This is a genomic window from Mycobacterium noviomagense (assembly GCF_010731635.1).
GTDB classification, from domain to species: domain Bacteria; phylum Actinomycetota; class Actinomycetes; order Mycobacteriales; family Mycobacteriaceae; genus Mycobacterium; species Mycobacterium noviomagense.
Genome location: NZ_AP022583.1, coordinates 4163027 through 4179615, shown reverse-complemented (window position 1 = coordinate 4179615; position 16589 = coordinate 4163027). Strand labels below are relative to the sequence as shown.

Here is a 16589-nt window from a genome sequence, read left to right as displayed (position 1 = left end):
GACGGGTCGACAGCGTCGCGCCCCGAGCTGCAAGCGGCGCGCACCACCGTGCTGTCAGTCGTCATGTCCCCCGCTGAAATGGTTGAGTCTTCACTGGCATCGTAGCCGCGGACAGCAAAGTCGGCTCGGCGAACAGAGTAGCGGCTAACACACCACGCCAGCCCTGTTGTTCGGTGACGCTCACGTGACCGTCACGTGTCCGCCAGGCAAACGCGCTAGCGCCGGCACGTCCGGGCCGCGGCGGCGCGGCCGCCGGTCGCCAAGCAAGATGGCTGCATGACTGAGCCCGCGCCCTCGTTGGCCGACCTCGCCGAAAAGTTTGGGATCGCCACCGAGTACGAGGATTGGGCCGGTCGCAACCTCGCCATTCCGGAGAGCACCTTGGTGGCTGTGCTCGCCGCTTTCGGCGTTGCGGCCGCCACCGAGCAGGAACGCAGCGCGGCGCTGGATGTTTATGAGCGTTCCTATTGGTCACGTCCGCTGCCGGCCACGATCGTCGTGCGCGCCGGCGCCGAGACCCGGTTTTGGGCGCATGTCACCCACGGCGACCCTGCCGAGGTGTGGGTGCAACTGGAGGACGGCACCGTGCGCCGCGGCCTGCGCCAGGTCGACAACTTCACCGCACCGTTCGACATCGACGGCCGCTCGATCGGCGAAGCCAGCTTTGTGCTGCCCACCGATCTGCCGCTGGGCTACCACCGGCTGCATCTGCGTTCCGGCGGGCTCGAGGCTGACGCCGCGCTGATCGTGACGCCGGACTGGCTCGGGATCCCCGAGCGGCTCGGCGCCCGCCGCACCTGGGGCCTAGCCACCCAGCTCTATAGCGTGCGGTCCCGGCAATCCTGGGGCGTAGGGGATCTCAGCGACCTGACCGACCTCGCCGTCTGGTCGGCGTCGAAGCATGGGGCCGGGTATGTGCTCGTCAACCCGCTGCATGCGGCCACGCCGACGAAGCCCATGGAACCTTCGCCGTATCTGCCGGCGTCGCGACGCTTCGTCAACCCGCTCTACCTTCGCGTCGAGGCAATCCCGGAATTCGCCTACCTGCGCAAGCGTGGCCGGGTATGGCGCAAGCGCGCGGAGGTCCAGCAGCGGGCCGACAAATCCGAGCTGATCGACCGCGACACCGCCTGGGCGGCCAAGCGCCGGGCACTCAAGCAGGTGTACCGGGTACCACGGTCAGCGGGACGCGAGCTGGCATATGAGGCGTTCTGCGCCCGCGAGGGCAGCGCGCTGGACGACTTCGCCACCTGGTGTGCGCTTTCCGAGCGCTACGGCGGCGACTGGCATCAATGGCCGCGATCGCTACAGCACCCCGCCGCACCGGGAGTCGCCGATTTCGTCGCGAAGCATCGCCGCGCCGCGGACTATCACCGGTGGCTGCAATGGCAACTCGACGAGCAGCTCGCCGCTGCGCAGTCCCAGGCGGTTCGGGCCGGGATGGGCCTGGGCATAATGCACGACCTTGCTGTCGGCGTGCACCCGGACGGCGCCGACGCCTGGGCGCTGCAAGACGTGCTGGCGCTCGGTGTGACGGCGGGCGCACCCCCGGACGAGTTCAACCAACTCGGCCAGGACTGGTCACAGCCGCCGTGGCGGCCGGACCGCCTCGAAGAGCACGAGTACGAGCCGTTCCGCGCGCTGATCCGGACGGTGCTGCGGCATGCCGGCGGCGTGCGCATCGACCACATCATCGGGCTGTTTCGGCTGTGGTGGATCCCTCGCGGCGCACCCCCCACTGAGGGCACTTATGTGCGCTACGACCACGAGGCAATGGTCGGCATCGTTGCTCTGGAGGCGCACCGGGCCGGTGCGCTGGTGGTAGGCGAGGACCTGGGCACCGTCGAGCGGTGGGTGCGCGACTATCTGCGGGCTCGCGGCGTGCTCGGCACCTCGATTCTGTGGTTCGAGCTCGACCGAGAGGGCGACGGCGCCCCACTGCCCGCTGAGCGATGGCGGGAGTACTGCCTGTCGTCGGTCACCACCCACGATCTGCCCCCGACAGCCGGCTATCTGACCGGAGAGCATGTGCGACTGCGCAATGCGCTCGACCTGCTGACCCGGCCCGTTGAGGAGGAACTGGAGGCCAATCGGCGCGAGTTGGACGCGTGGCTGGCGGAGTTGCGCCGGGTCGGGCTCCTGGATAACCACACCGATCCCGAACAGGACCAAGAACAGGTCGTGCTTGCCTTGCACCGGTATCTGGGCCGTACCCCGTCGCGGCTGCTCGGCCTGTCGCTGACGGACGCGGTCGGCGACCGGCGCACCCAGAACCAGCCCGGCACCACCGATGAATATCCCAATTGGCGGGTACCGCTGGCCGGGCCGGACGGTCGGCCGATGCTGCTTGAAGACGTGTTCACCGACCGTCGCGCGGCGGCGCTGGCCGAGGCAATGCGCGCTCAAACCGCGCCGGAACCCACCTGTTAGCTTCGGTTCCCATGAAAGTCGCCGTGGTCGCCCCGGTCGCCGCCGGGGTCACCGCGGACCCCGGCTGGATGGTGAGCTTCGCGGCGCACCTGGAAGCCTGCGGTTTCGAATCGATCGTGGTTGCCGAGCACACCGTGCTCGCGGCCCGCTACGACAGCGTCTACCCCTACGACAGTTCTGGGCGCGTCGACTTGACAGCCGATTGCCCCGTACCGGATCCCCTTGAGCTGCTTGCTTTTTTGGCCGGCCAGACCACACGGCTGGGGTTGGCTACCGGAGTTCTGGTGTTGCCCAACCACCACCCCGTCGTGCTCGCCAAACGCGCGGCGACGGTGGATGCGCTCTCGGGTGGTCGGCTTCGGCTGTGCGTCGGCGTGGGCTGGTTGCGCGAAGAGGTTGAAGCGTGTGGGGTCGCATTCGCCAGCCGCGGCCGGCGGGCCGACGAGCAGTTGGCGGTGCTGCGGGCACTGTGGGCCGATCACCCGCAAGGCGTCAGTCATCACGGTGAGTTCTTCGACTTCGATGACGTCATGTGTTACCCGAAACCTCTTGCAGGGCCGCGTCTTCCGGTGCACATCGGCGGGCATAGCCGGGCGGCGGCGCGACGGGCGGGCCGCTTCGGCGACGGTTTTCAGCCCCTCGGTGTCGGCGGCGCGCAGTTGGCGTCGCTGCTGACGGTGATGCGTGACGAAGCGGTCGCAGCCGGTCGCGACCCGGCCGGTTTGGAGATTTCTCTTGGCCATCTGGTCACCAAGATCGACGCCGAACGCGCGGGCAGGCTCGCTGATCTGGGCGCCGACCGCATTGTGCTGGGTATGCCCGCGATCACCGATCTCGAAGAGGCGAAGGATGTTCTGTCGGCCTGCGCGCAGCGGTTAGCGCTGACGACGTGACGGTCTCCGCAGCCGATCGAGCGGCACTCTCGGATCTCGTGCACCGCTACGCCAGCGGGATCGACGATCGCCGATTCGACGAGGTGGTACTGCTTTTCACGCAGGGCGCCGAGCTGACTGTGCCAGACCCGCCGGCTCGCCTCGAGCCGGTCGTGCGTCACACCGGGCAGGAGGCCATCGGCACGGCGATCGGCGCGGTTGCCACGACCCTGCGCACCGAGCATGCGATCGTCGGCGAGGTTTACGACGCCGGTCCCGGGCCGGACGCCGCCCGCGGGCGCATCACCTGCATCGCCCACCATTGGGACCGACGCGGGGACGAGCTCGTCGACGTGGTGTGGCATGTGCGCTACGACGACGAATATCAGCGCACCGATGGCGGGTGGCGGATCTCTCGCCGCGTGTTGACGCTCAACGCCATCGAGACCAGGCCAGTGCGACGGGTCCGCCATTGAGCCACACCCCACGTGGGCCGGCACCTCTATGGCTATTGCGTGACGCAGGAGTGAACGACAGCCGAACCGCTGATATCGCGCACACAAAGGAGCGAGGGGCTCAGAGTCGATGTTTAGCGAGTTCAGGATTCAAAGCTAACTCCCAGCAATTGTTTCCACGGGGTTAACCATGGCTCACAGATCTCTTCGTGTATCTTCAGCCGCGTGACGACGACGGACGTTAATGGTGCTCAAGGGCATGGTGATTCGGCTGCTACTGCTACGGCAGCGCATAACGGCAACGCCACGTCACTGCAGGTCGGCACGCCGCTGACGTTCGATCCGAACTATCGCAGCGAGGTGCATACCGCCGAGGACACCATCGATGTGGAGACCTACGGCGGCGGATTCGACCTGACCAGGCGGGCCACCGCGCCCAAACTGCGGGTGGGCCGGGACAAGTGGTTCAACCTCCTGTGGCTGATTCCGATCGGCTTCGCCCTGCTGGTCGCCGCGGTGGCAATCGGTAAGGGCCTGTACCACATGCCGGCGGTGCAGGCATTCATCCACCGTTACCCCGGCACCGACGCCAAGGGCGTCAAGCCGGGCATTCCGGCGTGGATCGGCTGGACCCATTTCTTCAATCTGTTCATGATGATGTTCATCATCAGGACCGGGATTCAGATCCTGTGCGACCATCCGCGGCTCTACTTCAGCCGCAACGCCACACCCGGTAAGGACGAATGGCTGCGGGTCGGTCCACCCGTTCCGGACGACGAGTACTGGACGGCTAATGCCGACACCGTTGCGTTGCCAAGGCATTTCGGCCTTCCCGGATTCCGGCACTCCATCGGCCTGGCTCGGTGGTGGCACCTGGGCGTCGACGTCTTGTGGTTGGTCAACGGCGCGGTGTTCTACGTTCTGCTGTTCGCGACCGGGCAGTGGCGGCACATCGTGCCGACCAGCTGGGATGTCTTCCCCAACTCTGCGTCGGTGGCGATTCAATACCTGTCGCTGCATTGGCCGACCGACAACGGATGGGTTGCCTACAACGGATTGCAGGTGCTGGCGTACTTCACCACGGTCTTCATCGCCGCGCCGGCTGCGCTGATCACCGGGCTGGGGATGTCACCTGCGTTATCGCAGCGTGTGCACTGGCTGTCCAAGCGGCTGAGCATTCAGCACGCACGCTCATTGCACTTCGTGGTGCTGGTGTACTTCTTGTTCTTCATCCTGGTGCACGTCACGCTGGTGTTCACCACCGAGGCGCTGCGCAACCTCAACCACATGTTCGCCGCCCGCGACGACGACAGCTGGCTCGGTTTTTGGTTTTTCGCTGCGGCAATGGTGGTGACGGCGGTGGCGTGGGTTTGGGCCACTCCGTTCACCATTCGTCACCCGCGGGTGGTGCAGCGGGTCGGCTACGCGCTGGTCGGGCCTTTCCAGCGCATGCTGGAGAAGTTGGACCCCAAGCCGGGTGCGTTCACCGAAGAAGACATCTCACCGCATCACTGGCGTAACGGGCGCCTGCCGGAGACGGTCGAGTACAAAGAGTTGGAGCAGAACGACTTCCGCGATTGGCGCCTGCGGGTTTACGGCCTCGTCGAGAACCCGATGGAGTTCTCGCTCGACGACCTGAAGGCACTGCCCTACCACGAGCAGATCAGCCAGCACTTCTGCATCCAGGCCTGGTCGGGCGTCGCCAAATGGGGTGGCGTGCAAATGAAGACGCTCCTCGACATCGTCAAACCGCTGCCCGAGGCCAAATGGGTGGTGTTCTACTCGATGGGTCTCGGCGCGACCGGTGGGATCTACTACAACGCGCATCCCATCGACCAGATGACCCACCACATGACCATGCTGGCCTACAACATGAACGACCAGCCGCTGCCCTACATGCACGGCAAGCCGCTGCGGCTCCGCAACGAATTGCAGCATGGTTTCAAGCTGGTGAAGTGGATCAAAGGCATCGAGTTCGTCGCCGACTACCGCGACATCGGCAGCGGCTACGGCGGCTACAGCGAAGACCACAAGTACTTCGGCCGCCACCAGACGCTCTAACAGCGCGAGCAGACGCAAAAGGCCCCTATTTTGCAACGAAATTGGGGGCTTTTGCGTCTGCTCGGCGCTAGTCGGTTTCCGGCAGCGGAATGCCTTCGCTCGTCGAGAATTCCGCGTCGCTTTGCGTCGACAATCCCATCGACACCAGCGTGCGCGGGAAGAACAGGTCGGTGAGATAGGCCAGCGACACGGCCCACCGATTGACCAGCCGCGGAATGGCGTACAGGTGATAGCCGCGGGTGACGAACTTCGCCGGGAATCCGGTCAAGTGGACCCCCAAGGGGTTCGCCACGGCATGATGAGGCCCGAGGTCCACCACCAAGCCCATGTTGCGATGTTTGTATTCGCGCTTTTTCCCGTAGCCCAGACTCGCCGCGACGTTGTCGGCTAGCACCTTGCCCTGCCGAATGGCGTGCTGGGCGGTGGGCGGCGTGATGTTGCCGGGCTGAGTCACGTCGGGCACCGCTGCGGCGTCACCGGCGGCGAACACGTCGGGATAGCCGGGCACTTGTAGATCGGTCTGCACTTTCAACCGACCCTTTTCCGTCGGCAGTCCAAGCGTCTGAATGAGCGGTGCCGCCGCAACGCCGGTAACCCACGCGACAGTGCGGGTGTTCACCCGCGAACCATCGCTGAGCACAACGTGATCGGCGTGCACCTCGTTGAGGGTCATGCCCAACCGGACGTCGATTCCCCGGCGCCGCAGCACCCGCATCGCTCGGGCACCGAGCTTCTCGCCGACCTCGGGCATCACCTGCTGGGCCAAGTCGAGAAGCAGGAACTTGACTGCGGCAGGATCGAATTCCATCTGCTTGGCGGCGGCGTCGGCCAACGCGCGAAGCTGCGCGGTGAGTTCGGTGCCCGAATAGGACGCCCCCACAACGACGATCGTGCGCCGCGCCCGCGCGCTTTCCTCGTCGGAATCCACACACGACAGCTCGAGTTGCTCGAGCACATGGTCACGCAAGTAGAGCGCTTCCGCGATCGACTTCAACCCTCTTGCGTGGGTAGCTAATCCGGGTATGTCGAACAAGCGGGTGACCGATCCCGGCGTCAGCACCAGTCGGTCCCAGGACATTTCGGACGAGCGCCGCTCGAGGTCGGTGAACGTGAGCGTGTGCCGGTCGAGGTCGACGCTGTCGACGCGGCCGCGCACCTTGCCCACCCCGTCGAGTGTGCCGGCCAGCGGGATGGTCACGAACCGCGCGTCGACCACTCCGCCGGCCACGTCGGGCAGCAGCGGCGTGTAGAGCATGTAGTCGCACGGCGAAATGATTGTGACGTCGACGTCTGATGCCCTTTTGCGCCGCAATCGACGCGCGAGTCGGCGTGCGCACTCGAAACCGGTGAATCCGCTGCCCACGATCACGACCGATGCCATTGGGACCACTGTAGTCGTGGGCCCGCGGCCGACCGGTCTACGGGCTGGCGAGCAGTGTGCCGAATTTCGCTGCCAGCCAGGGCTTACGGCCGCTGGCACGCAGCTTGCTCCGAAGGATCTGCGCCCACTGCGGGACGCGCCCGTAGCCGACGAGCAAGAACGTTGCCGGATCGGCGGTGATGACACAGTCGGCGCGCTCACCGGCCGGGCCGACCACGCCGGTGCCGTCGTCGACCGTCATCCGGTAGCGGGGCCCGCCCCGCAGGCGCAGCTCGAAGCTGACCTGCACGCCGCGGCTTCGGTCCGGCCGCAGATACTTCGGTGCCAGCGCCAGCACAGCGGGCAGCACCAGCAACGCGTCCTCGCGGCGGATGCTCCACGGTTGATGGGCGGCTCGGGCGATGTCGAGGCCGTGGACCAGTTGCTCACCGAGCAGCAGGCACGTCATGAGCGCCGGCTCGAGAACCAACCCGTCGGCGGTGGCGATCGCGGGAGGATCTGACGCGTCGACCGTTGCCGCGGCAGCGAGGTAGCGAACCGCGGTCTGCTCCAGCATGTCGGCGAGCCGGCGCGGATCTCGTTCGGGCACAACCGTCAGATGGTGCGCGTTGACCGCGGTGCGCAGCCGCCAGGGTCGCTCATCAGGCAACTCGCTGGAAACGTCGCGACCGTTGACGTGGCTACTCAGTGCCTCGGTGTATTCGCTCAGATCGCCGACCACATGTGCTGCGGTCTGGCCGACGTTCCACGCCAGTCCCGGCACCGGCGCGCTGGGATTGTCGATGCGGCGCCACAGCTCGGCGCTGCGGCCGATGGCCTCGGCAAAGGCGGCCCTGGTGGCGCCGTCGGCGCGGCTGACATCGTCGGTGGGCCCGGCGGGCATCACGGGTGCGGTCTTCATCAGCAAGTCCTTTGTTGGCATAGCGGTTGAGATAGTGCAACTATCTCACATAGCGGTGCTATGTCAATAGGCTGTTTCGCGGTTCAGCACACGGAAGTGGAGGCCATGCCTGATCCGACGCCACGCTCATCGCTGCGCGCCCAGCAAGTCGCCCAGACCCGTGACGCTCTGGTTCGTGCCGGTCGAGAACTGTTCGGCCAGAACGGCTTTCGCGCCACGTCGGTCGACGACCTGGCACGAGCGGCCCGGGTCACCACCGGTGCCCTCTACCACCACTTCCCCACCAAAACCGCGCTTTTCGAGGCGGTTTTCGAGCATGCGCACACCGAGTTGATGAGCGCAGCCATGGAAGCGGCGCAGGGCGCAGCCGACGATCTCGACGAGCTCGCTCGCGGCTTCGACGCGTTCCTGGGGGCCGTGCTGCAACCCGACCTGCAACGCATCTTGATCATCGACGGCCCTGCGGTGCTGGGAGTGGCCCGCTACACCGAGCTCGACGAGCGCTACGCGTTTGCGGTGATCGTCGAGGCCCTGCGAGCAGCCGCAGCGGCCGGCACGCTGCGCGTCGACGACCCCGAGACCGTCACCCGGTTGCTGCTGGGAGCGCTGAGTCGCGGGGCGATGCTGATCGCCAACTCCCCGCATCCTTCCGAAACCCGCGACGCCGTCGCGCGGTCGATGCGGGCCCTGCTCAACGGTTTCCGCCCGGCCTGACAACTGCAGTGGCGAGCCGTTTTTCCTCGCGGCAATTCGGGTAGGTGGTCAAGATATGCCCGACGCGGCAGCGGAGCGACAGCAGAGGAGAGGCTTATGGGGGACAACTTCCACGACCCGGTCGACCACCACCGAACTACACGGCCGCGCGCGGGCGAATCGATCAAAGACACGGCGAAGGTGCCCGGGCTCGTCTTGCTCGGAGCCGGTGTGGTGGCGTTCGTGGTCTGCCTCGCCGCGTTCGCGATGGGACAAGTCGGCGTCGGTGTCGCAGCCGTCGTCGTCGCGCTGCTTTCCGTCGGAGCCGGGCTCGGTTGGCTGACCATGGAAGGCAGGCGGGTACGCGAACTTCAACGCCAACGGCTCCCCCACCCGCCCGGCGCTGGACGCTGAACGGCGGCAGTCAGGCAACGACGCGAATATGTTCCAGCTGTTGGTCGGCGGGGTCGGGCAACGCCATCCCGGCTCGTACGCCAGACCGTAAATACTCGATGACGACCTCGTTGAGCCGCTCGCCCGGCACCACCGCCGGAATCCCGGGCGGGTACGGCGTGATCTGTTCGGCGGCGATGCGGCCAGCCGCCTTGGCTGCGGGCACCACCTCGACGGGACCGAAGAAGGCATCTCGCGGCAGCATCACCGTCTCGAGTTGCAATTCGTCCGGCGACGGCAATCGGAGCTGTGGTGGAGGGTCGAACGACTCGGCCGCTTTGCGCCAGGCCACCAAAGCGTCCACCAGCCGGTCGATGGTGAGCTGATCGTCGGCGAATGACAACGTCGCCAAAACGCGGCGGTGATCGGCCAGACCGAGATCGATATGGCGATGCTCACGCAGCCAGTCACGCGCCTGATATCCCGATGTGCCGGTGGCCGACACGTCGACCAACACCTGTAGCCGATCCAGGTCGTGCGAGGCCTCGGTGCCGAGCAGCTCGTCTTCCATGACGTCGACGTCGGGAATTCGGCCGATGCGTTCCCGGGCCTGCCTAGCCAGTTCTAGTGCGGTGCCGAGCAATTCGCGACCCTGCTGCACCATCTGCCGACGCCAGCCGTCGAGCGCGGCGTAGATCATCACGTTCGGGCTGGTCGTCATCAGCTGGTCCGCGCAGGCGGACAGCCGGTCGTAGTCGACCAAGTCGCCCTGCACGTGGTAGACCGAGCCCTGCTCGAAGCCGGCGCCCATCTTGTGCACGCTCACCACGCAGATGTCGGCCCCCGCGTCCATGGCCCAGGTCGGCAAGTCGTCGTGAAACGGCAGGTGAGCGCCCCACGCCTCGTCGACGATCAGCGGTTTGCCGCGTTCGTGACAGATCTCCGCAATGCGGACCAGGTCGGCGCACGTGCCATACGGCGACGGACTGACAATCAGTGCCCCCGCCGCATCCGGGTACTTCTCCCACGCTGCGGCGACCCGCTCGGGTGACGGCGGGTGGCAGAAGTGGCGCTCGACATCCCAACGTGGCGTGATCCAGCGCGGCTGGATGCCGGAGAAAATCAGGCCGCCGACGATCGACTTGTGGCTGTCGCGCGGGACAAGCAGACCCGTGTCCGCGCCGCCGGCAACCGCCATCATCGCTGCCCTCACCGACAAAGAACTGCCGCATGTGGAGAAGAACGCCGACGACGCGCCGACGGCATCAGCCATCAGTTCCTCGGCCTGCTCGAGGTACTGGCCGGTCGAGCGTGCGTCGTCCAAGCCGCCGCTGGCCAACACGTCGGCGTGAAACGGCTGGCGGCCCAGCACCGCCAGTACCCGTTCATCGACCCCTCGGGCCTGCCGATGCCCGGGCGGGGTGAACCCGTACCGGCCTTTGCGGTGGTAGTCGGCCAAAGCCTCCAACAACGGCGCCCGGCTGTGGTCCATGGCCAGACGATACTGCGCGAGCCGCGCGCTTCCGGCCGCGATCCAGCGATGCCGTCAGCGCAGAGCGGCCAGGTTGTTGATCGACTTATGCACGTCGGACTTGAGCACCCGGGCGACCAGCCCCCCGATCGGTCCGTTGAGCACGCCGCCCTTGAGCTCGGCGGTGAGATGAAACGCGGTTCCGGGATGGTTGTCGCTGAGCGTCATCTCGACCGCGAGCCGAATTCCGCCGCGGCCGCGGCCTTGCAGTTCAATCACTTCCGGCTCGTCGAACCGGGTCACCGTCCAGTGAACGACGTTGCGGAAGCCCTTGACCTTGATGCACGCCGACACGCACGTGCCCTCTTCGACGGTCGAGGGAACGGGGCTGCGCCAGCCGCCGAAGATCGTCATCCATTCGCCGAACCGGTTCAGATCGGACGCCAGCTTCCAGGCGGCCGCGGGCTCAAGCTCGGATGTCGTCGAAACGTCTACTCGTGCCATGCCGGCGACTCATACCCGCGCGCGGTAAGGGGATAAACCAACCCGCCGTGACGGACGTCAGTTACCGTCCCAGGCGCTGGCCAGTTCCTTTGCGACGTCGATGACCTGGGCCGCTTGTGATTGCGGGGAGTCGATTTCGTCGGCGACGTACTGGGCGATGTAGCGCCGGATTTCTCCGTCGACGCCCGCGACGATCCGTAACAGTTCGCCGCGGATCGACGTGGCGGCGACGTGGACCATGATGTCGGACGGCTTCGGCTTGCTGACTTCGATGACCAACAGCAGCGGCTCGGCGGCATGCGCCGAGGCGCGCAAAGCGATTTCGCCGTCGACCATGAACCGCTGTTTGTCCAACCGCAGATCGACGATCATCTCGATGGCCAGCGGAATCCGGATATCGAACGTGATCATCTGTCCCAGGTTCCGGGTGACCTGCGGTTGCTGGATGTTGACGTTGGCGCTGACCCGGGCAAGGCCCCCTGGCCCCTGACGCATCGGGCCCGTCTGGAACTGCTCGCCGGCGATCTGGCTGAATGCCGCCGCGACGCGCTCCTCGGTGACAGCGATCTCGAAGAACCGTCGACCGAACTCTTCGTAGGTCACGTAGTTTTGGGGCAGCATAAGTTCATACCGTCTCACGTCAGCGGTGTTGTCGACCGCTGACCCTCTGACGTCCGAGAATTTCTCGATGCCCGCCGGGCGGCTGCTGCGGAGTCGGCTGTCCCTGTGAGAAGATCGGGCATTGCACCGGCGCGACGGCGCATCGGCGCCCTGGTCCGATTTCCCGTCTGGTTGTCCACCGCACCACACCAATCCCTTGATTCGCCCACTTCGGCCGGCGTCTGTCACGCTGCGAGAACCTGGAGGTGTTTGTCAGTTCCATGTCCGCCCACACAGTTCCTGAACCCCGCTCCACCGGATCGCGACTCGAAGTGGCGCTCACCTGGCTGGGTGGCGGCCACGTGGACGAGCTCGGTGAGCGTCACGAGCGCTCCACCCACGCGATCGCCGGCGTCGTTGTGCTGCTCGGCGCGGTACTGGCCTGGATAGCCGCGACGGTTGTCGTCGGCCAATCGGTGCGCTGGCCGGTTGCGGCCGTCCTGCCGTTGACCCTGGTCGTCGGGCTGCTGGTGGGCGCGGTGACGCGCGCCACCGCGAACGGCCCGATCCGCAGTCGGGCCGGCGTGCTGGCACGCGGCGCGGTGGCGGTCGGCGTCGGCGTGCTGGTGGCCGAGCTGGCGGGGCTGGTGATGTTCTCCGGTTCGATCGATCGGCGTCTGCAGGAGCAGGCGGCGCAGCGGGCCGACTCGACGCCTGCGGTGGCGCAGGCATCCGGGCAACTCGACCGGGCGCGTGCGGCGCGGGCCGCCCTCGACCAGGCGGTCGAGCAGGCCCGCGCTCAGCGCGACGAGGTGCTGGTCATCGCGCGCTGCGAGTACCACCCGACGCCGGCGTGCCCGCAGACGCGCATCACCGGTGTCCCTGGAACCGGGCCGGAAACCCGCGCCTCGAACGAGCTGTTGGCCGATGCCCAGCGCGAGCTCGACACCGCACTGGCCGCACGTGAGCGTCGCGCACCCGAGCTGGACGCCACCGTCGCCGCCGACGAACAGGCGCTCGACCAGGCGCGCCGAGCCGCGGTCGCGGACGCGGACCGCGGCCTCGGGGCACGGTGGGTCGCGATGTACGGCCTCACCTTCGCCAGTGCCGGGGTGTTGGTGCTGCGTCTGCTGACGGTCGCGTTCTGCGCGCTGCTGTACCTGTTGCCGCTGGTCCTGCGGTTGTGGCGCGGCGAGACAACGTATGAGCGCCACGCGGCCGCCCGCGACGAGCGGGACCGCGCGGAGCTGCAGGCCGACACCGCGATCGCGGTCAAGCGCGCCGAGGTACGCGAGGCGGCCGAGACGATGTGGGCCGAGCAGCAGCTGGCCAGTGCTCGGCTGGCCGTGGAGGCGCAGACCGAAATCGACCGCGCGCAGCACCGCCGCCGGGTCGCCGAGGCGATCGAGGGCCCGGTGCGGGCGGCGTCTGAGCGGGTGTCTGAGGCGGACGACGACGATATGTACCTGCCGATCGCGGCGGAAGCCGAGGCCGCCAGTAAAGCGGCCATGCAGGCCGTGCAATTGCCCGCCGGCAAAGAACCCGCTGTCGAGAACCTGCCCGCGCCGGTTGAGACCGGCGCCGTCGAGCCGCAGCAGCAGCGTGGGTCGCCGCTCATCCCCGATGTCACCAAGGCCGCCGCCCGGTGGGTTCGTCCGCTGGTGCCTGGCTTCGTGGCCCGCGCGATCGACACCACGACCCAACCGCTGCGGGCCGCCCGCCAGGTGTTCGAAGAGGTCGAGGAGATCAGCTTCTCGCTCAAACGCACCCGCAGGGTGACCGTCAGCGCCGAGGAGCGGGTCGGGCAATCGCCGCCGGAGGCGTCCGCGGCGGCCGAGCACACGACCGAGTCATCGCTGCCGGCGCCCGACGACGAGGAGCAGAGCCGGCTCGGCGTGCGTTTCCCGGGCCACGTGGACTTTTCGGTGGGGTCAGCTGGCCGCGACCAGCTGACCGCATCGCAGGGGCCGCGGGAAGTGGAGGCGGGCGGCGGGCCGCCAGAATTGGGCGCACCGGAGGGCCCGCGCCAGCTGCCGCCCGGGCAATAGCCTCATGCTGGGTGTCGCGGGCGGCCGGGGCGGGTAATCCCCCGACGTTTCCCGGTATGGAGTAAGGCACCGAGATGAGGCTGCGCAGGAGCACCGTCGGGGGCCCTGGCTATCGCCGCATTCGCCGTGGGCGCGGCTTTTGCTACGTCAACGGTCAGCGCGAGCCAGTCGACGACCCCGAAGTCCTCGCGCGCATCGAGTCGCTGGTCATTCCCCCGGCGTGGAAGAACGTGTGGATCTGTCCGTACCCGAACGGCCACATTCAGGCCGTGGGCACCGATGCCGCGGGCCGGCGCCAATACCTCTACCACCAGCAGTGGCAGTTGGAGCGGGCCGAGGAGAAGTACGACCGGGTGCTGAGACTGGCCAAGCGGCTGCCTGACTGGCGCGCGCACGTGTTGGCCGATATGCGCAGCCGGGGCTTGGAGCGCGACCGTATCCTGGCCGTCGCACAGCACCTGATCGACCGCGGGTATTTCCGCGCCGGCGGCGAGGAGTACGCGCAAGAGAACGGCAGCTTCGGGTTGGCCACCTTGCTTCGTGACCATGTACGGGTGCGCCGCGACAGTGTGGAGTTCGACTACCCCGCCAAAAGCGGGGTGCGCCGGACGGTGTCGCTCGACGACTCGCTGGTGATTCGGGCGGTGAAGTCGCTACTGCGCGCGGAGACGCCCATCCCCCGGCTGCTCGTTTACCGGACGTCGGAGGGGTGGTGCGAGGTACGCGCCGACGACCTCAACGCCCGGTTCCGTGAACTCGTCGGCGAGGAATTCAGCGTCAAAGACCTTCGCACCTGGCACGGCACCGTGCTGGCGGCGGAGGGGTTCGCGACAGCGCGGGAGCCCACGTCGAAAACGGCTCGCCGCCGCGAAGAAGCGGCGGTGATGCGGGCAGTGTCCGAGGAACTGGGCAACACACCCGCGGTCGCGCGCAGTTCCTATGTGGATCCGCGAGTGGTGCTGGCTTACGAGCAAGGCATCACGATCCGCCCAGTGCTGCAACGGGTTGCACGCCAACGCAATCCGGTCGAACGTCAGCACCTGATCGAAAGGGCCACCGCTCGCGTCATCAAACGAGTCGACAAGGATTGACCGAAAGCCGTTGGCATACTGGGTGTTTTGTCTTCACCGCGCCTGTTCGCCCCTGAGCGCACTTCGAATGCGTAGTGCTTGACGACGAAATAGCAAGCTGTGATGCGCCTTTGCACCGCAATACCGAATTCTGTGCAACAGCCCGGATATTCTTCGATCTGTAACTGAAACCACTAAATCTACCGAATCGTGAGTGCACCACATATTTTGGTGGCCAAGCAATGGTGTTGTTAGTGTCCCGGCGCATGTTTGTTTTAGCTACGGTAATGTCCCTTATTCAGCAGGTGTCGGGTACCCCGTATGTCACGGGTGGAGACTCTCCTGCCGGTACCGACTGCTCCGGCCTGGCTTCGTGGGTGTCGAATATCGCCACGGACAGGCCGGTCTTCGGAAACCGGTTCAACACCGGAAACGAGGAGTCCGCCTTGCTGGCCCGCGGCTTCCAATACGGAACTGCTCCCGGCGCTTTGGTGATCGGGTGGAACGGCGGCCACACGGCGGTGACGTTGCCGGATGGGACTTCGGTGTCCAGCGGCGAAGGCGGTGGCGTGAAAATCGGTGGCGCAGGCGCCTATCAACCGCAGTTCACCCACCACATGTTTTTGCCCGTCGAGCCTGAGGCACTACAAGACGCTCCCCCGCCTGAGGAAGCGCCCATTCTGGTCGGTGCTGTGGAACCCGCAGCGCCAGCGCTTGATTCAGCGCCGGCCGACGCCGTGGTTCCAGACGCCCTTGGCCCACAGGCGGATCCACCGCCGCCGGGCGACGGCCCTGACGTGGGTATCTAAAGCGCTAGCTGTCCGATAGTGCAGCAGGCAAGCGCAGGTGACGCTACTGCAGGGTGACCGGGTCGCCGGCGCGGATGACGCCTTCATCCAGCACCTCCAGGTATGCACCGGCGCAGGGCAAGGCAGCCGATCCTGCTTGCGCTACCCGGTTTTCGGCGACCAAGGTGCGCAGCGCTTGCGGAGCCGGCGGCAGCGAACCGTGGCCGAGCGTGGGTACCGCGCATCGTGATGTCGGCTTGAGAACCCGCAACCGCGTCTCACCGACCACGAGTTCCTTTCCCGCCCAGTCGTTTTCAGCGTACGGGGGGTAACCGGGCGGTGTCACGATCACTAGGTTCGGCCGGTAACGCAACGCCTCCACCCCGATCCGCTCCAGTGTGGCGGTGGTGATTGCGTGCAGCGGGGCAAGGTCGGTGAACGAATCGCCCGGCGTCGCGCCGGCGATTTCGACGATGCGGGCTTCCACCTCGGCATCCACGCCCAACTCGAGTACCTTTTCCGGGTCGGGCCGTTCCAACGTAGCTCCCGGCGAGCGCTTGCTGACCAGGCGGACCGACCGTCCCAATAACCGGGAGAGCAGCTCGTCGATGCCAGGGTCGTCGGCGGCCACGCAGGTTTTGTCGGGCAGCTGGATGCGGACCCGCCCGCCCGATCCCTTGGCGGTGAACTGCAGAAGCTGCCGCCACAGCCGGGGATGCTTGGCGCTGGCCACCCGGCCGGTAACCGCGTCCACCAGCGCCAGCCGGCGGTCTCCGTCGGCCCCACGCTCGTCGACGAACATCTCGGTGACGATTTCGCCGAGCATCGACTTCACCGGATAGCGCCACAGGCTCTCCACGTGCATCGGCGCATGGCCCGGTAAAGAGTGGTCGGGCGTCGTCACGGCTCCAAGTATGCGCTG

15 protein-coding genes are annotated in these 16589 nt (G+C 66.8%); 9 read left to right on the top strand and 6 right to left on the bottom strand.

Annotated features, from left to right (window positions below):
* Positions 1-276 precede the first annotated feature (276 nt).
* The 4 genes from malQ to G6N15_RS19760 all read left to right on the top strand — a co-directional run bounded on the left by malQ (position 277) and on the right by G6N15_RS19760 (position 5818).
* Positions 277-2430 (top strand): 4-alpha-glucanotransferase, encoded by a 2154-nt coding sequence (gene malQ, locus G6N15_RS19775; RefSeq protein ID WP_083089233.1) that lies wholly within the window; start codon positions 277-279, stop codon positions 2428-2430.
* Between the two features lie 11 nt (positions 2431-2441).
* The gene (locus G6N15_RS19770) at positions 2442-3323 is read left to right on the top strand and encodes an LLM class F420-dependent oxidoreductase (protein ID WP_083089232.1); all 882 of its coding nucleotides are present in this window, start codon (positions 2442-2444) and stop codon (positions 3321-3323) included.
* Positions 3320-3778, top strand: coding sequence for a nuclear transport factor 2 family protein (locus G6N15_RS19765; protein ID WP_083089231.1), 459 nt, complete (start codon positions 3320-3322; stop codon positions 3776-3778). The genes G6N15_RS19770 and G6N15_RS19765 overlap by 4 nt, the downstream gene beginning before the upstream one ends.
* A gap of 291 nt (positions 3779-4069) precedes the next feature.
* Positions 4070-5818 (top strand): molybdopterin-dependent oxidoreductase, encoded by a 1749-nt coding sequence (locus G6N15_RS19760; protein WP_083089252.1) that lies wholly within the window; start codon positions 4070-4072, stop codon positions 5816-5818.
* A 67-nt stretch (positions 5819-5885) separates the two neighbouring features.
* Here G6N15_RS19760 and G6N15_RS19755 read toward each other — a convergent pair whose 3' ends face one another.
* Together G6N15_RS19755 and G6N15_RS23355 are read right to left on the bottom strand one after the other, a co-directional pair.
* Positions 5886-7199, bottom strand: coding sequence for an NAD(P)/FAD-dependent oxidoreductase (locus G6N15_RS19755; RefSeq protein ID WP_083089230.1), 1314 nt, complete (start codon positions 7197-7199; stop codon positions 5886-5888).
* A gap of 37 nt (positions 7200-7236) precedes the next feature.
* Positions 7237-8100, bottom strand: coding sequence for an SCP2 sterol-binding domain-containing protein (locus tag G6N15_RS23355; RefSeq protein WP_232070283.1), 864 nt, complete (start codon positions 8098-8100; stop codon positions 7237-7239).
* 105 nt (positions 8101-8205) lie between these two features.
* On the opposite strand from G6N15_RS23355, the gene G6N15_RS19745 reads away from it, so the two are divergent.
* Both G6N15_RS19745 and G6N15_RS19740 read left to right on the top strand, forming a co-directional pair.
* Positions 8206-8814, top strand: coding sequence for a TetR/AcrR family transcriptional regulator (locus G6N15_RS19745; protein WP_232070282.1), 609 nt, complete (start codon positions 8206-8208; stop codon positions 8812-8814).
* 96 nt (positions 8815-8910) lie between these two features.
* Positions 8911-9207 carry a hypothetical protein gene (locus G6N15_RS19740; protein WP_083089229.1) on the top strand — a complete coding sequence of 99 codons (297 nt, stop codon included), beginning with the start codon at positions 8911-8913 and terminating at the stop codon, positions 9205-9207.
* Positions 9208-9217: 10 nt separating this feature from the next.
* Here G6N15_RS19740 and G6N15_RS19735 read toward each other — a convergent pair whose 3' ends face one another.
* From G6N15_RS19735 to G6N15_RS19725, 3 genes are read right to left on the bottom strand one after another with little or no spacing between them, the layout of a single operon-like run.
* Entirely contained in the window at positions 9218-10678 is a 1461-nt protein-coding gene (locus tag G6N15_RS19735; protein ID WP_083089228.1) for an aminotransferase class I/II-fold pyridoxal phosphate-dependent enzyme, read from the bottom strand.
* A gap of 54 nt (positions 10679-10732) precedes the next feature.
* Positions 10733-11161, bottom strand: a complete 429-nt coding sequence (locus G6N15_RS19730; RefSeq protein WP_083089227.1) for a type II toxin-antitoxin system Rv0910 family toxin — start codon at positions 11159-11161, stop codon at positions 10733-10735.
* Between the two features lie 57 nt (positions 11162-11218).
* The gene (locus G6N15_RS19725) at positions 11219-11782 is read right to left on the bottom strand and encodes a hypothetical protein (protein ID WP_083089226.1); all 564 of its coding nucleotides are present in this window, start codon (positions 11780-11782) and stop codon (positions 11219-11221) included.
* A 260-nt stretch (positions 11783-12042) separates the two neighbouring features.
* Between G6N15_RS19725 and G6N15_RS19720 the strand changes: the two genes are divergently transcribed.
* The 3 genes from G6N15_RS19720 (at position 12043) to G6N15_RS19710 (ending at position 15688) form a co-directional block, all read left to right on the top strand.
* Positions 12043-13809 carry a DUF4407 domain-containing protein gene (locus G6N15_RS19720; protein WP_083089225.1) on the top strand — a complete coding sequence of 589 codons (1767 nt, stop codon included), beginning with the start codon at positions 12043-12045 and terminating at the stop codon, positions 13807-13809.
* 74 nt (positions 13810-13883) lie between these two features.
* Complete coding sequence (locus G6N15_RS19715) at positions 13884-14900, top strand: DNA topoisomerase IB (RefSeq protein ID WP_083089224.1); 1017 nt, start codon at positions 13884-13886, stop codon at positions 14898-14900.
* Positions 14901-15145: 245 nt separating this feature from the next.
* Positions 15146-15688: a glycoside hydrolase gene (locus G6N15_RS19710; RefSeq protein WP_083089249.1), complete on the top strand. Its 543-nt coding sequence runs from the start codon at positions 15146-15148 to the stop codon at positions 15686-15688.
* 43 nt (positions 15689-15731) lie between these two features.
* Here G6N15_RS19710 and G6N15_RS19705 read toward each other — a convergent pair whose 3' ends face one another.
* On the bottom strand, positions 15732-16532 hold the full coding sequence (locus G6N15_RS19705) for an MOSC domain-containing protein (protein ID WP_163748361.1): 801 nt from the start codon (positions 16530-16532) through the stop codon (positions 15732-15734).
* Positions 16533-16589: the final 57 nt, after the last annotated feature.

What these genes read in the sequence shown, in the direction of transcription:
- G6N15_RS19730 (WP_083089227.1), bottom strand. Translation starts at nt 11,161, where the DNA reads ATGGCACGAGTAGACGTTTCGACGACATCCGAGCTTGAGCCCGCGGCC.
- G6N15_RS19705 (WP_163748361.1), bottom strand. Translation starts at nt 16,532, where the DNA reads ATGCACGTGGAGAGCCTGTGGCGCTATCCGGTGAAGTCGATGCTCGGC.
- G6N15_RS19720 (WP_083089225.1), top strand. Translation starts at nt 12,043, where the DNA reads ATGTCCGCCCACACAGTTCCTGAACCCCGCTCCACCGGATCGCGACTC.
- G6N15_RS19715 (WP_083089224.1), top strand. Translation starts at nt 13,884, where the DNA reads ATGAGGCTGCGCAGGAGCACCGTCGGGGGCCCTGGCTATCGCCGCATT.
- G6N15_RS19770 (WP_083089232.1), top strand. Translation starts at nt 2,442, where the DNA reads ATGAAAGTCGCCGTGGTCGCCCCGGTCGCCGCCGGGGTCACCGCGGAC.
- G6N15_RS19740 (WP_083089229.1), top strand. Translation starts at nt 8,911, where the DNA reads ATGGGGGACAACTTCCACGACCCGGTCGACCACCACCGAACTACACGG.
- G6N15_RS19710 (WP_083089249.1), top strand. Translation starts at nt 15,146, where the DNA reads ATGTTTGTTTTAGCTACGGTAATGTCCCTTATTCAGCAGGTGTCGGGT.
- G6N15_RS19745 (WP_232070282.1), top strand. Translation starts at nt 8,206, where the DNA reads ATGCCTGATCCGACGCCACGCTCATCGCTGCGCGCCCAGCAAGTCGCC.
- G6N15_RS19735 (WP_083089228.1), bottom strand. Translation starts at nt 10,678, where the DNA reads ATGGACCACAGCCGGGCGCCGTTGTTGGAGGCTTTGGCCGACTACCAC.
- G6N15_RS23355 (WP_232070283.1), bottom strand. Translation starts at nt 8,100, where the DNA reads ATGAAGACCGCACCCGTGATGCCCGCCGGGCCCACCGACGATGTCAGC.
- G6N15_RS19755 (WP_083089230.1), bottom strand. Translation starts at nt 7,199, where the DNA reads ATGGCATCGGTCGTGATCGTGGGCAGCGGATTCACCGGTTTCGAGTGC.
- malQ (WP_083089233.1), top strand. Translation starts at nt 277, where the DNA reads ATGACTGAGCCCGCGCCCTCGTTGGCCGACCTCGCCGAAAAGTTTGGG.
- G6N15_RS19725 (WP_083089226.1), bottom strand. Translation starts at nt 11,782, where the DNA reads ATGCTGCCCCAAAACTACGTGACCTACGAAGAGTTCGGTCGACGGTTC.